This is a genomic window from Roseinatronobacter sp. S2 (assembly GCF_029581395.1).
Taxonomy (GTDB): domain Bacteria; phylum Pseudomonadota; class Alphaproteobacteria; order Rhodobacterales; family Rhodobacteraceae; genus Roseinatronobacter.
Window position 1 is genome coordinate 2,507,351 of the sequence record NZ_CP121113.1, and the last position, 14,597, is coordinate 2,521,947.

The window sequence follows — 14,597 nt, forward strand, 5'->3', positions numbered from 1 at the left end:
AGATGTCGCTTAATTTGTCAGGCGGGCAAACGGCCTTGCGGCACATGGCTGCCGGGGGGGATGGGCAAACCGTCCGGTGCCAGTAGCCGTTCTGCCGCCACATGTTCCGCCAGCCACAGCGCCAGTGCGACGCCATCACGCGGGCTGCAATCGGGGCTGTCGGTTGAATCCAGGATCAGTTTGGACGGCGCCCAGACAATCATCTGGCCCTGCTTCATGGCCCAGTCTATTTCCGTGCGGCTGGCCACCACAACGCAGCGGCGGTCCAACGCCGCCAGACGCCATGCATTCTGTTCCAGCGCCAGCAGATCAATCCGGCGCTGAACAGCGCGGGGGCCAACTTCGGGCGGGGGATCAGACGGCATGCCCACACACAAGATCACAGGCAGACCACCGGCCTGCAATGCGTCCAGACGCGCCGCAAGGCCGGGTGCTGCGATCATGTCATTGTCCAGATACACGACCAGCGGATGCACCGCTTCTTCCTGACCTGCGTCGTCCAGCGCGCGCAGCGGCTGGGACGCGCGGTTGCGCACGATTTCCACCCCCAACGCCCCCGGCCCGCGATCAAGTTTCTCGACCCGGACAAAGGCACGCATGGCCTGCGGTTCCAACAAAATGCGTTCTGCAATGCGTTCGGCCAGCGTTTCCAGCAGGTTCAGGCGTTCTGCGGCCAGTTCAGCGGCAATGGATTCGGTGATGCGGTCATAGGACAGAATGCGGTCCACATCATCATCCAGTGGTTCGGGGTTGGGCCGCACTTCAACCACGATATTGAAGCGCACGCGCTGGCGCTGGCCGCGTTCGGCCTGAAATGCGCCGATCTCGACCTCGACGATATGATCGCGCAGGCTGATGCGGTCGCGCGGATCGGCGGGCGCCGAGGCTTCGGCGCGCGCCTCGGGGTGGGCAAAAGCCAGTCGTATATCAGAACTCATTGCGGCATCCTTCGTCACCTGCGCCTGTCATACCGACTATGCGGCTGGGTTCAACGCAGATTTGCGCCATCGGGTTCCGCATATGCGACATTGCGCCTGCCCCAACGCCTGCCCCGTCACCGGATCAGCCACGATAGAAAAGATGCGCACCAATTTGTGTCGTTTGCGTGAAACGGTTCGACCATGACGGGTTTACCGCGGTGGTGTGGAAATATTGCGCCCCGCCCGTCAACCCGCGATGCGCGCCTTGCGCCATGATATAACCGATACGCCGCGCCAGATCCGCCGCGCGGCGGTTGGGCATGCTTTCCGGGCGCCCGTCACAAGCAAAGCTGAACTGACAGCCCCCGATGCGCCCCGCAACAGCACCTTGATAGACCACACCGCAAATGCTGTTGGGGAAATCGCGCGACTGCACCCTGTTCATGATGACTTCTGCAACGGCAAACTGCCCCTTCAGGGTTTCGCCACGGGCTTCATGATAGATGGCCGTTGCCAGACATTGCGCCTGCTCATCCAGATCGCTGATGGATTGCCGGCGCAGCCACGATACCGAATATTGCACAACGCGCCGTTCCAGCGCAGCAGGGCGCGCGACAGGGCGTTGCGATTTAAGCGGTGCAAAACTGGCACCAAGCGCCACAGGTGCCGCCACAACGCCGCTTGTGGACAGATGCGCGTCGATATCAATATCGGCATTATCCGCGTCCGCCATGCGCGATGCGTCGTCATCGACATGCGGGACTGCGCGCAATTCGTCAAACAGCGACGCCAGCGCCTTCAGGTCAACGTCGCGGCCAAAATGCCGGTTCTGGTTCAGCCCATAACTGTCGGTGGTCAAGCCGGTCGCAGAGGCGTTGTTCATGCGCATCCGGTCAACGTTCAGCAAGACATCATTGCGAACAGAAGGATTGCTGCCCTGCAACGCAGCCATCACCAGCTTTGCGCGCATATCGCCGTTCAGGGTGGCATTCTCGACGCGCGATCCCATGCTGGGCAGGGCCACAAGCAACGACATGCCCCAGATCGCAGACACGGTAAATACCCTCCGCGCACGTCCCTTAATACGGGCCTTAACATGGGCCTTCACACGCGGGCCGCGTGCCCCACAAGGCCCCGACGCATGGTCTGGTCCGGTTTCTGGCTGGCACGGTTGCACAGGTTTCATATGTTCAACAGATTTCGTCATTTTCAAATCGCGCCGTTCCCCTGGCGCATAACACCTAACTGAAGCAATATTACATTTCCGTGATCGCCATATTCGAAAAATGCCTAAAAATCCACCCACCCCGGCAAAACACATTCATGGCTTGGCATATCCTTGCCGAGCCATTACAGAAATTCCCTTATTTATATGGTCAGGCCAGATCTTCTTCGATCACAAGCTGCGCGGCGGCAAGGCGTGCAACCGGCACCCTGAACGGCGAACAGGACACATAGTCAAACCCAAGATCGCGGCAGAAACGAATCGATTCGGGGTTGCCGCCATGTTCACCACAGATTGACAGTGTCAGATCATCGCGCGCCGCGCGCCCCCGTTCCGCCCCAAGGCGCAGCAATTCGCCCACACCATCCAGATCCAGTGTGTGAAACGGATCTTCGGGAAACACCCCTTGCTGCACATAATCCGACATGAAGCGCCCCGCATCATCGCGCGACAAACCATAGGTCATCTGGGTCAGGTCATTGGTGCCGAAAGACAGGAAGCTGGCATGCAGTGCAATGTCGCCTGCGCGCAACGCGGCGCGCGGTGTTTCCACCATCACCCCCAGCTTGTAGTCGAATGTCCCGCCAGAGCGCGAGCGGACAGCCGCAGCGGCGGCATCAATACGGGTTTTCACCAACTCGACCTCGCGCATGGCCGACACCAGCGGGATCATGATTTCCGGCACAATATGCGCGTTGCGGCGGCTGATCTCTATCGTGGCCTCGAATATGGCGCGCACCTGCATTTCATAGATTTCAGGAATCGTCACACCCAGACGCACGCCGCGCATACCCAACATGGGGTTGAATTCCGACAGCGCCTCGGCGCGGCGGGTGATTTCGGACAGCGGCTTGCCAAGGGCATCGGCCAGAAACCGCAGCCCTTCCTTGGAGTGCGGCAGGAATTCATGCAAGGGCGGGTCAAACAGCCGGATGCAGACGGGCTGGCCCTGCATGATTTCGAACAGGTCAATGAAATCCGCGCGCTGCATGGGCAGCAAGCGTTCCAGCGCGTCCGAGCGGTCCTCTGCCGTGTCGGCAAAAATCATCTCGCGCATCAATGTCAGGCGGTCATCTTCAAAGAACATATGTTCCGTGCGGCACAGCCCGATGCCCTGCGCCAGAAACCCCCGCGCAATCCGCGCATCCGCCGGCGTGTCGGCATTCGCACGAATGCCGATGTCGCGCCGCGCATCCGCCCAGGACAGCAATGTCTGAAACCTGTCATCCAGCGCCGGTTCCAAAAGCGGCACCTCGCCCAGAAAAATCTGTCCACTTGTTCCGTCCACGGTCAGGACATCGCCTTCGGACAGGGTGCGCCCGCCCGCAGTCAGGGTTTTGCGCCGCGCGTCGATCTGGATACGCGACACCCCCACCACACAAGGCACCCCCAGCCCCCGCCCGATCACTGCGGCGTGGCTGGTCATGCCGCCGCGTTCGGTCAAAACGGCGCTGGCCGCATGCATGCCGCGAATATCCTCGGGCGTGGTTTCGCGCCGCACCAGAATGCAGGCCTCGTCACGCGCGGCACTGGCCTGTGCGGCACCCGAGCTGAACACCAAACGCCCGATGGCCGCGCCGGGGCTGGCGGCAATGCCGCGCGCGAACACCTCGGGGCGGCTGCGCGGGTCCACCTGACGGTGCAGCAATTCGCTGAGCGCCTTGGGCGGTATGCGCATCAATGCCTCGTCGCGCGGGATGATATCGTCATTGGCCAGATCGACCACCACCCGCACAGCCGCCCGCGACGACCGTGGCACATTGATCGCATCCAGCACCCACAGCTTGCCATCATCAAGGGTGAACTCGATCTCCATTTCCTCGCGCAGGCGCTTGCGGGCATTGGCCCCGTGCTCCAGCAGTTGCGCATAGGCATCGGGGCAGTATTCCTGCAACGACGGCCCGCGCGCGTCGCGCGTCAGATACAGCACATTCGCCCCGTTCTTCAGCGCGTCCGCCCCGTGCTGCCCGTCGGATTTGAACCGCCCCATCACCTGCGGCACGCCAGTATCGGCATCGATAAACCGGATCAGACCGGCACCGCTAAGCCCCAGACCAACGCCGCCTGCCATCGCCTGAACCACCAGCCCCAGCCCCGCATCACCGGATGCGCCCTTGGCCTGCCGCAACAGCCGCGCCGATGTCCCTTCCCATGCCCGCGCCATGGAGCGCAGCACATCCGCCAGCTGTTGCGCGGGCGACTGGGGGAAGGGTTCTTCCACCTCGGATTCGTATTCGCGCAGCGCCGCATGCAGCGCAGACAGCGACGGTTCTGCCGCGTCAAACATATCGGGGTCCAGATGGGCCACATGCGCGGCATAGGATTGCACGAACCGCAGGTAGATCGCGGTTGCCACAGCCTCGCCATGGGTTTCGCTGATCTGGGCATGTATTTCGTCATTCATGCCGATATTCAAAATCGCCGCTGGTCCCCCCCATTCGGGATGCTCGGCCGAGGGGCGCACCGACAAAAGTTGCCCCTTGGGGAAATGCCCCAGCAGATGGCGCAGGTTCATCTGCGCGCCGGTCGCAATTTCGCGCACCACCGCAAAGGACAGCGCCACAGTCTGCGGCACCGGCATGTCCAGCCGCACCAGCCGTTGCAGGCATTTTGCGCGCCAGCCATGGGTCTGGCGCTTGATGGGCGCCGATCCGGTGATCTGCGCGTAATCGGTCAGGGTCAGGTATTTGGGCATTTCACACCTTCTGGCTGCGGCGCAGCATAGGCCAATGCCACGCAGACTCAAGGTTTTGTTATCGCCTGTGCCTTTTGGCCCGCCCGTGACGGATGGCAATGCCGCGCCGTGCAGTTCTGGCCTGTTACGGTCATTGGGGAGCTTCCCAAGGCGCGGAATCAAGGCCGCAGGCCGCCGCGCCATCGGTGGGCCGTCCCGCGGCCTGCCGATTTTGCTTATGGTGTTTCAATCCTTTGAAGTCAGGAATATGCCGCCTGCATAAAGCGAAATTCACTGGCGTCGGACCGGTAGACCCCGGCCCACCGCTGGCGCGGGCTTTGTTCAAGTGTGAAGGGCAGCAAAAGGCCAGAACAAGCAGCCAGTGCGCTACCCCTCAACCCGCGTCAGGTCGGCCACTTGCAGGCAGGTGGCGCGGATGCGGTGCAGCAGGTTCAGGCGGTTGCGGCGCAATATCTGGTTGTCGGCATTGATCTGCACCGCATCAAAAAACGCATCGATCGGCGCGCGCAGCGCGGCCATGGCCTGCATCGCGGCACCGAAATCTTCCGCCCCCATGGCGGGGGTGATGGCCGCTTCTGCCTGATCAAGGGCTGCAAACAGCGCCTTTTCTTCCGGCGTTTCGGCCAGTTTCGGATCAGGCCCGAAGGAATATTCCACCCCGTCCTTGGCTTCTTCCTTGGTCAGAATATTGTTCGCGCGCTTGAACCCTTGCAGCAGGTTTTCCCCGTCACTGGTTTTCAGGAACGCGGCCAGCGCTTCCGCGCGTTTGACCAGTAGTGTCAGGTCATCATTATTCGGCATCGCAAGGCAGGCGTCGATCACGTCATGGCGAATGCCTTGCTCGCGGAGGTGGACCTTGAGCCGGTCGTGGAAGAAGGCGAGGAGGTTTTCCGCAGCAGACGCAGAACTCGCTACAAGTTCGACGGTTTCATCTCCCTCTTGGAATACGACCATGCTGACTTCGGTATTTTTCAATTCAGATTTTACTAGGGTCATCGCCGACGCGAACGTATGACCCTCGGCAATAGCCCTCTTCAAGCGCTCTAATGCCACCAAGTCCTGTTCGTCCCAGTTTCCAGCCGCATAAACCGGACACATTTTTTGATCGAATATCAAAACCGCGAGAAGAGGTGCTAACCTGAATCTTAACCCATTCCCCAACACCAACCGAATAACCCCCAGCGCTGCCCTGCGAAGCGCGTAAGGGTCTTTCGACCCTGTGGGTTTTTCATCAATCGCCCAGAACCCCGTAAGCGTGTCCATCTTGTCGGCCAAAGCCACGGCCACGGAAACCGGCGATGATGGCACGGAATCCGATGGCCCAAGCGGCTGGTAATGCTCCACACAGGCGCGCGCCACGTCTTCGGGCAACCCTGCCGCCCGCGCGTAATAGCTGCCCATAAGCCCCTGAAGTTCGGGGAATTCCCCCACCATTTCCGACCGCAGGTCGGATTTCGCAACCCGTGCGGCCGTTGCTGCCACTTCCACATCAGCCCCCACCAGCGGCGCAATCTCGCGCGCCAGCGCTTCAATCCGCGCCACACGGTCGGCTTGCGTGCCAAGCTTGTTATGGAAGGTCACCGCCGACAGCCCGGCCCCCATCCCTTCAAGCCCTGCATCAGCAATGGCGCGCAAGTCATTGTCCCAAAAGAATTTTGCATCCGACAGCCGCGCCGCCAACACCTTTTGATTGCCCGCAAGGATTGTCGCGCCACCGTCCACGGTTTCGCGGTTGGCCACTGTCACAAAGCCGGTGATCTGCCCCGATTTGGGGTCGCGCACCGAAAAGAACTTCTGGTGTTCCTTCATCGATGTTTGCAGCACTTCCGGCGGCAGGCCCAAAAATTGCGCGTCAATGCGCCCCATCAGCACCACCGGCCATTCGACCAGCCCTGCAACTTCTGCCAGCAAGCCCTTGTCTTCGACCAGTTCCAGCCCCGCCGCGAAAGCCATCTGGCTGGCATCATTCCAGATATGGTCGGCGCGTTCCACAGGGTCCAGAATAACGCGGGCGCGCTTCAGCTTCGCGGCGTAATCCTCGAAACTCACAACAGAAAATTTATCCGGTGCCATGAAGCGGTGACCGCGCGTGCGGTCGCCCGCCACAATCCCGTCCACGTCCAACGTCACCACCTCGGCCCCGTCTTCGCGCGACAGGATACACAGGATGGAATGCAAAGGCCGCACCCAGCGCAAGCTGCCCGACCCCCAACGCATGGATTTGGGCCATGGGAAATTGCGGATCGTGTGGTCCAGAACTTCGGCCACGATGGCGCTTGCCGCGCGCCCTTCGGTGACGACATGGGCAATATAGACCTGGCCCTTCTTGTCGTCGCGGATTTCCAGATCATCGCGCTGCAAACCGGTGGAACGGCAGAACCCCTCAACCGCCTTGTCGGGCGCGCCAACTTTCGGCCCGCGACGTTCTTCGCGCGTTGTCGGGCTGTGGTCAGTCACGCCCTGCACAGCCAGCGCAAGCCTGCGCGGCGTGGCGAAAGCCTGTGCGTGCGCATAGGTCAGGCCGCGTTCCACCAGCCCGTCCGTGACCATCCGCTTCAGCGCGTCGCAGGCACCCGCCTGCATACGCGCCGGAATTTCCTCGGAGAACAGCTCGATCAGAAGGTCAGCCATGATAAGTCTTTCAGCGTTCAGGTGGGGGTGGGCAGCCGGCGGGGACCGGATCGCCATCGAAATGGGCCGTGCCACAAGGGTTGATCTGCTGCCATGCATAACCGCGCCCGTCCATCAGGGCCACAACACGGTCCACGCCATAGCGGATATTGGACACGCCCATAACCGCCTGCGCCTGCCCGCTTTCCAGCGCAAGGGTCAGTTGGGCCGCGTCAAAGCAATCAAACCAGTCGGGCGCAAACATGGGCGTTGCGTTGGTATAGGGGGTCAGCGCGGCGGTATCCACGTTTATGTCGAAACATGCACGGTAGCGAATGGGCGAGCTGTCGGCATCAATGCCGCGAAAATTGGCCACTGCGAAATCCTGCGCGGCCAACGCGCCCACGGGTGTCAGTTGCACGCTGTCTTGGACGGGCAATTCATCATAGAATGCATAGACCTGCACATACCACATGCCAGCGCCCGCAAGCACCGCGCAGCCCAGCAGCAGGATCACCAGAAAACGCCCCATCAGGCCACGGCCCCGCCCGCTTCGGTCTGAACAAACGCATCGGCGCACAGCTTGGCCAATGCCCGCACCCGCCCGATATAAGCCTGACGTTCGGTCACCGAAATGACCCCGCGCGCATCCAGCAGGTTGAACAGATGGCTGGCCTTGATGCATTGGTCATAGGCGGGGTGCACCATGATGATGCGCTTGCCGGTTGCGGCATCATCGGGCGCTGCGTCCAGCAGGCGTGCGCATTCGGCCTCTGCATCCTCAAAGTGGCGCAGCAGCATGTCGGTGGTGGCGGCGTGGAAGTTGTGGCGCGAATATTCTTCTTCGGTCTGGCGGAAAATATCGCCGTATTTCAGCGGGATCGGCGCATCGGGGGCGTTGAACGGCATGTCCATGACGTGGCTGACGCCCAGCACATACATCGCCAGCCGTTCCAGACCATAGGTCAATTCGCCCGACACAGGTCGGCAATCATGCCCGCCCACCTGCTGGAAATAGGTGAATTGTGACACTTCCATCCCGTCGCACCACACTTCCCAGCCCAGCCCCCATGCGCCAAGCGTGGGCGATTCCCAGTCATCTTCCACAAAGCGGATGTCATGCAGGCTGTCATCAATACCAATCGCGCGCAGGCTGCCCAGATACAGGTCCTGCAAATCCGGCGGGCTGGGTTTGATGATTACCTGATACTGGTAGTAATGCTGCAAGCGGTTGGGGTTTTCCCCGTAGCGCCCGTCCGTGGGCCTGCGCGAGGGTTGCACATAGGCAGCAGCCCAAGCTTTCGTGCCAAGCGCGCGCAGGGTTGTCGCGGGATGGAACGTGCCCGCGCCCACTTCCATATCATAGGGTTGCAGCACCGCGCACCCCTTCGCAGCCCAGTAATTCTGAAGCCTCAGGATGATTTCCTGAAAGCTTTGAGGTTTTTGTGAACTGTTTTCGGTGGTTTCGACCATTGCGGCCCCTTGCCTTGCGCGCGCATTATCTTAAAGCTGCGTCTCAATAGGCAAGCTACAGCCAAGGGTCAACGCTTAAACCCCGCACGCATGGCCAGCACATGAAGAAATGAACGACGAAGAAAGGTATCAGGGAATGGTTTCAGGATTACGGACCTGCGCATATTTTGCCGCAACAGTATCTGCAACAGCGATTTTGGGCAGTTTTGGCGCAACCGCACAGGAACAGCGTTGGGTGCAGATCGAAGCACATCGTGATCTGGATGTCGCCCTTGATGCCGCGCAAAGCTATGAGGCGCGCATTGGCAATATCAGCGGGTTCCGGCTGCCCAGCGAATGGTATGCCATCAGCGTTGGTCCTTTTGAAAGCGACACTGACGCTTTTGCCGTGCGCCGCCAGTTGCGCGCCGAGCGGTTGATCCCGATTGATGCCTTTGTCAGCAACGGGGCGAATTATCTGGAACAGGTCTTTCCAGAAGACCCGGACGCGCCGCGCCTGTCCCCGCCCCCGTCAATAAGCGAAGACGCGCAACCTGACCTGCCAGGGCAAGGTGATATGCAACTGGCCGAGATCATTCCCGCGCCGGAGGCTGACCCCCTGCCCGTTCCAGAACCAGAGCCGGAACCAGAACCGGAACCCGAAGAAACCCTGCGCGAAGCACAGGCATCGGAACGGCTGCTGGATCGCGACGAACGCGTCGCCTTGCAAACCGCGCTGCAATGGTTTGGGCATTACACTTTGGGCATCGACGGGGCCATCGGTCCGGGAACCCGCAGATCGATGGAAGCGTGGCAAAACGAACAGGGGCTGGAACCAACCGGCGTTTTGACCACGCGCCAGCGTACGCAACTGCTGGATGACTGGCAGGGCGAACTGGCCGCACTTGGCATGGACACCTGGCGCGATGAAGATGCTGGTATCAGCATTGATCTGCCCATGGCGATGCTGCGTTTTGACCGCCATGAGACCCCCTTTGCCCATTTCGAGGAACGTGACGACAGCGGTGTGCGCGCCCTGCTGATCAGCCAGTCCGGCACCAACGCGACATTGTTCGGCCTGTATGAAATCATGCAGACGCTGGACATTGTCCCGCTGGAGGGCGAGCGCGAGCGTCGTCAGAACAGCTTTGTTCTGACAGGCGAAAGCGACACATTGCGGTCACATACTGTGGCACAGATCCGCAATGGCCAGATCAAGGGCTACACATTGATCTGGACGCCCGAACGCGATGACCAGATGGCGCGCGTCCTGCCCATGATGGATTCGAGCTTTGAGACATTCGGCGGCACTTTGCCCGACAGCGCAGGCCCTGCCAGCCTTGTGCGGCGCGGTGACCTGTTGTCGGGCCTAAGCGTGCGCCGGCCAGAGTTTTCACGCTCGGGCTTCTACATTGATGCGAATGGCACCGTTCTGACAAGCGCTGCGGCGGTGGCCAATTGCGGGCGCATCACGCTGGATGAAGCCTATGATGCACGGGTTGTCGCACGCGATGATGCGCTGGGGCTGGCGGTGCTGAAGCCACAAACCCCGCTTGTTCCGCTGGCTTTCGCGCAGTTCCAGCAAGACGCGCTGCAACGCGGCAGCGACATCACAATCTCGGGCTTTTCGTTCGAGGATATGCTGACCCGCCCTGTCCTGACCTTTGGCCGTGTTGAAGACCTGAACGACCTGAACGGCGCGGATGACCGTATTCGTCTGACTGCGGCCGTCCAGCCCGGTGATCAGGGTGGTCCGGTTTTCGGGGCCAATGGTGCCGTTGTCGGGATACTGTTTGGCCAACCCGAAGATGCTGCGCGCCAATTACCGCCAGAGGTCAGTTTTGCAGTGCCATCAGGTGCAATCCGCACGTTTCTGGATGCCAACGACATCCGGGCCGGGACATCGCGTGAAACAGGCATCATGTCACCGGAACAACTGACACGCGTTTCAGGGGACCTAACGGTTCTGGTATCGTGCTGGAACTGACATAACACAGGCCCCGCAAACACCTGAAAACCAATCCCGAAGATGCGCCCATATCGGCGCATCTTTTTGTAGGATGGGGACGGAGGATATTGCGGGGGGTGCCCGCGCGGCCCTATGCCCGCCAAAAACGCGGCAACAACAACACCAGAACGGCCAGCACTTCCAACCGGCCCAGATACATGCCCAGTATCATCAACCATTTCGACCGGTCGGAAAAGCCATTCACCGCGCCTGTCAAACCCACCTCTGGCCCGAAAACCGGACCGATATTGCAGATCGACGTCCATGCGGCGGTAATTGCCGTGCGTGTTTCCAGACCGCTTAGCGCCAGTGCGGTGGCCAGCAACAGAAAAATTCCTGCAAATGCGGTGAACATCACGATGACGGAATTTATCACATCCTGCTCCAGCCGCTTGCCGCCCAGTTTTATCGCCATCACGCGGCGCGGGCTGCTTAACTGGCGCATCCGCATCTTGATGGATTCAAACAACACCAGAAAGCGAAACACCTTCAGCGCGCAGCCCGTCGATGCCGTGCAAGCCCCGATAAAGCCCACCAGCATTACCACCAGCAGCGGAAAATCGCCCCATTCGGCCACGTCCTCACTGCTATAGCCGGTGCCAGTGAACAGCGTAATCACGTTAAAGGATGTCCCGCGCAGCACGTCCCACACCCCTGCATCGGTGGTGGCCAGACGGTATGCCATCACGGCCGCCACCGCATAGGCAACCCAGCGCAGAAACGCGCGCACCTGCACATCTTGCCAGATCGCGCGCACCGACCCGCCCATCAACTGGATGAACCGGATAAACGGCAGGCCCGCCAACACCATAAACACCACTGCGACATATTCCAGCGGGCCTGCGAATTCGGTAAATGACGCATCGCGCGTTGAAAACCCGCCCGTGGCAATGGTGGTCAGGCCATGGTTCAACGCATCAAAACCGGACATGCCGAACGCCATATAGGACAGGATCACCAACAAGGTCAGCCCCAGATAGACCTGCAACAGCGCCGCAGAAATATCATAGACGCGCGGCATCACCTTGCCCATCGTGTCAAAGGCTTCGGACTGGAAATGCTGCATACCACCAACGCGCAAGATCGGCAGGAACACAAGCGCCACAACGATAATGCCCAAGCCCCCCAGCCATTGCAGAATCGACCGCCACAACAGCACCCCCGGCGGCATTGCATCCAGCCCGACAAAGACTGTGGTGCCGGTGGTGGTCATGCCAGACATCGCTTCAAAATAGGCATGCGTCACGCTTTCGCCCTGTGTGCCCAACAGAAACGGCAGCGCGCCAAATGCAGGCAGCACGGCCCAGACGCTGGCGGTCATCAGAAACGACTGCCGCCGCCCCAACCCCTGATCCAGTGACGAACGCGTGCTTATGGTGGCAAGTCCGCCAATCAGGCAGGTCAGAAACGCGGCCTGTGCGAACCCCTGCCAACTGTCATTCCCCGCCTGCAAATCAACAGCAAGCGGCAGCAACATGATTGCGCCAAGCGCAAATGTCAGCAGTCCGACAAGGTGAACAACAGGGCGAATATCCAACATGCGACTGCCATCGCGCCAGCGCGCGCCTGTGTCAAGCGCGAAGCGTATGCAGGGTGCATTCTGGCAAGATGGCCTGCACATCTGCGCGCCGGCAAAGTGCTGTTCCTTGTGTCATTACCGCAGCGGCGGCAGCGGCAGTTCCTGCCTGTAGGGCCTGCGCCATGTCCTGCCCACGCGCCAGCGCAAGGGTAAACCCGCCTGTGAAACTGTCGCCCGCGCCCACCTTGCTGGCCACCGCCACCTGTGGCGGGCGGCAGTGCAATGCCAGATCAGGCCCCGCTAGCACGGACCCGTTGGCACCATGGGCAATGCAGACATGCCGCGCCACGCCGCGCGCGACCAGTTTTTGCGCAAAATCAAGCACATCACCGATCTGCGGCAGGCCGTAGCCCGCCTGTTCTTCGGCTTCGCCCTGATCCAGCCGCAAAACATATATCGGGGCTGCCGCGTCAGGGTTTTGCAACAGCCGCGACAACGGCGCGCCAGATATGTCTGCAACCATCCGCCCGCGCGCCAGCATGCGCGCCAGTTGTTGCGCAAAACCCGCATCCAGCCCGGGCGGTTGCGACCCGCTAAGAACAACCAGCCCGTCCGCATGTGCTACAATATCATCAAGGGCGCGGGCTGCATCTGCCTGTGTCCAGTCTGCACCGGGCAGTTGCAGGCGAAACTGCTGGTTGTGACTGTCGGTAATGGCCCAGCTTTGGCGGGTATCACCGGGGGCGTCAAAACGCAGGACTGTCACACCCTGCGCACGCAAAAGCGCCTCATGGCGCGCGCCTGTGCTGCCGCCAAGCGCTGCCCATGCGGTGACCTGTCCACCCAGTTCATGAATGGCGCGCGCCACATTCACACCGCCCCCGCCCGGTTCATATACCGGGTCTGTCATACGCAGCTTGGGACCGGCGCGCATTTTTGTGACACGCGCGGACAGGTCCAACGCGGGGTTCAGGGTAAGTGTCAGAACGGGTGTTTGCGCCATCATGAGGGCAAACTGCCATCGCCAGATGATTGACGCAAGCGCCTTACACCATGGTCAGCCGTCAGCCCACATGAAACAACGTGCTGAACAGGCGCGGATCAAGGCTTGACGCGTCGAAGCTGGGACCGCGCGTCAACACGCTAACCGCATCATGGCTGTGCAGGCTTTCCTGATGGCTGGCAACCACGCGGAAATCCCCGATACGCGGATCATTTTCCAGCTGTTCGCAGAAGCTGCGCGCCGCATCTTCCACAAAGATCGGGTTCGCAGCATTCAGTTCGGCAAATGCCTGCTCATCTTCGCGCTTGACCATCACTTGCGTTTCCGTGGGAACGGCCGCGCGGCACAGATCGACCAGATCCTCATACCACAGGGGCGCGCCCTCCTCCAGCACCTGCACCGACACACGCGCGACTGATCGTTGCGAATGCGGTGTTGCCAATTGCCCGCGCGTGGCGCGCGCGTGTTCACTTAGTTCCAGCGAACACGGACAGGTTGACGAATAGACATAATCCAGATGCATGAATACCTGCCGCACACCGGCATTATCCACCAGTTCCACCGCAATATCGTAATACTGATACCCGCTTAGGCCGGACCGCAGTGACTGCACTTTCATCGGGAACGAAAACCGCATCATGATGCGCGCATCGAAACTTTCCAGATCGGCCTTGTAATCATCAAGGGCGGCGCGAATGACATCAATGCTGAAGGTGCGTTCGGCATGCCCATAAAAGCTGCGCATGATGCGCGACATGTTGATGCCCTTCTTCTCGGCCTCCAGGCTGACAGTGCCCGTGACAGAGGTTTCCAGCATCAGATCACCATTGTCGCGGGTATGGTAGCGGATTGGCAGGCGGAAGTTGGAAATACCCACATGCTGGATTGCAGCCTTCGCCCCCACAATCAGGCTGGCAGGCCCGTTCTGCAGGTCCGGCAGGGACGATTTATAGGCATCGCTCACGTCAAAGTCTGCGGGATACGTGCGCGACATCACCGGATACGCCGCCGCAGGCAGCAAGCCGGTTACGGCGGCTTCCATACGGGCGCGGTCATCATCAGCGGCATGGTCGGTAAAGCGGCGCAACAGGTCAAGCGCGGCTTCGGCCTGTTCGCGGGTGGGCGTCTGGTCCAGTCCCGGCAGGTGGATATTCATCGTGGTGTC

General features: G+C 60.7%; 10 protein-coding genes. 1 reads left to right on the forward strand and 9 read right to left on the reverse strand.

All coding sequences use genetic code 11. The annotated features are described in order from the left end of the window. Nucleotides 1-17: 17 nt before the first annotated feature. The 6 genes from P8S53_RS12020 to P8S53_RS12045 form a co-directional block, all read right to left on the reverse strand. Nucleotides 18-938 carry a dihydroneopterin aldolase gene (locus tag P8S53_RS12020; RefSeq protein ID WP_277804207.1) on the reverse strand — a complete coding sequence of 307 codons (921 nt, stop codon included), beginning with the start codon at nt 936-938 and terminating at the stop codon, nt 18-20. Between the two features lie 124 nt (nt 939-1,062). After that, nucleotides 1,063-1,974, reverse strand: coding sequence for a cell wall hydrolase (locus P8S53_RS12025; RefSeq protein WP_277804208.1), 912 nt, complete (start codon nt 1,972-1,974; stop codon nt 1,063-1,065). 322 nt (nt 1,975-2,296) lie between these two features. Then, nucleotides 2,297-4,840, reverse strand: a complete 2,544-nt coding sequence (locus tag P8S53_RS12030) for a putative PEP-binding protein (protein WP_277804209.1) — start codon at nt 4,838-4,840, stop codon at nt 2,297-2,299. Nucleotides 4,841-5,206: 366 nt separating this feature from the next. After that, nucleotides 5,207-7,471, reverse strand: coding sequence for a glycine--tRNA ligase subunit beta (gene glyS, locus P8S53_RS12035; protein ID WP_277804210.1), 2,265 nt, complete (start codon nt 7,469-7,471; stop codon nt 5,207-5,209). 10 nt (nt 7,472-7,481) lie between these two features. Continuing rightward, nucleotides 7,482-7,982 (reverse strand): DUF6446 family protein, encoded by a 501-nt coding sequence (locus P8S53_RS12040; protein ID WP_277804211.1) that lies wholly within the window; start codon nt 7,980-7,982, stop codon nt 7,482-7,484. Beyond that, the gene (locus P8S53_RS12045; protein ID WP_277804212.1) at nt 7,982-8,923 is read right to left on the reverse strand and encodes a glycine--tRNA ligase subunit alpha; all 942 of its coding nucleotides are present in this window, start codon (nt 8,921-8,923) and stop codon (nt 7,982-7,984) included. The genes P8S53_RS12040 and P8S53_RS12045 overlap by 1 nt, the downstream gene beginning before the upstream one ends. Nucleotides 8,924-9,032: 109 nt before the next feature. Here P8S53_RS12045 and P8S53_RS12050 point away from each other — a divergent pair, with 109 nt between their 5' ends. Continuing rightward, nucleotides 9,033-10,889, forward strand: a complete 1,857-nt coding sequence (locus tag P8S53_RS12050; RefSeq protein ID WP_277804213.1) for a trypsin-like peptidase domain-containing protein — start codon at nt 9,033-9,035, stop codon at nt 10,887-10,889. Between the two features lie 112 nt (nt 10,890-11,001). Here the strand turns inward: P8S53_RS12050 and P8S53_RS12055 are convergent, their stop codons facing one another. The 3 genes from P8S53_RS12055 to folE2 are packed head-to-tail and all read right to left on the reverse strand — an operon-like array spanning nt 11,002 to nt 14,588. Continuing rightward, nucleotides 11,002-12,450, reverse strand: a complete 1,449-nt coding sequence (locus tag P8S53_RS12055; protein ID WP_277804214.1) for a TrkH family potassium uptake protein — start codon at nt 12,448-12,450, stop codon at nt 11,002-11,004. A gap of 31 nt (nt 12,451-12,481) precedes the next feature. Then, entirely contained in the window at nt 12,482-13,435 is a 954-nt protein-coding gene (locus tag P8S53_RS12060; protein ID WP_277804215.1) for a 1-phosphofructokinase family hexose kinase, read from the reverse strand. A gap of 58 nt (nt 13,436-13,493) precedes the next feature. Further along, nucleotides 13,494-14,588 (reverse strand): GTP cyclohydrolase FolE2, encoded by a 1,095-nt coding sequence (folE2, locus tag P8S53_RS12065; RefSeq protein ID WP_277804216.1) that lies wholly within the window; start codon nt 14,586-14,588, stop codon nt 13,494-13,496. Between the last annotated feature and the right edge of the window lie 9 nt (nt 14,589-14,597).

Bases quoted from the DNA above. Each gene is read 5' to 3' on its own strand.
- P8S53_RS12020 (WP_277804207.1), bottom strand. From the start codon at position 938: ATGAGTTCTGATATACGACTGGCTTTTGCCCACCCCGAGGCGCGCGCC.
- glyS (WP_277804210.1), bottom strand. From the start codon at position 7,471: ATGGCTGACCTTCTGATCGAGCTGTTCTCCGAGGAAATTCCGGCGCGT.
- folE2 (WP_277804216.1), bottom strand. From the start codon at position 14,588: ATGAATATCCACCTGCCGGGACTGGACCAGACGCCCACCCGCGAACAG.
- P8S53_RS12050 (WP_277804213.1), top strand. From the start codon at position 9,033: ATGAACGACGAAGAAAGGTATCAGGGAATGGTTTCAGGATTACGGACC.
- P8S53_RS12040 (WP_277804211.1), bottom strand. From the start codon at position 7,982: ATGGGGCGTTTTCTGGTGATCCTGCTGCTGGGCTGCGCGGTGCTTGCG.
- P8S53_RS12030 (WP_277804209.1), bottom strand. From the start codon at position 4,840: ATGCCCAAATACCTGACCCTGACCGATTACGCGCAGATCACCGGATCG.
- P8S53_RS12055 (WP_277804214.1), bottom strand. From the start codon at position 12,450: ATGTTGGATATTCGCCCTGTTGTTCACCTTGTCGGACTGCTGACATTT.
- P8S53_RS12060 (WP_277804215.1), bottom strand. From the start codon at position 13,435: ATGATGGCGCAAACACCCGTTCTGACACTTACCCTGAACCCCGCGTTG.
- P8S53_RS12045 (WP_277804212.1), bottom strand. From the start codon at position 8,923: ATGGTCGAAACCACCGAAAACAGTTCACAAAAACCTCAAAGCTTTCAG.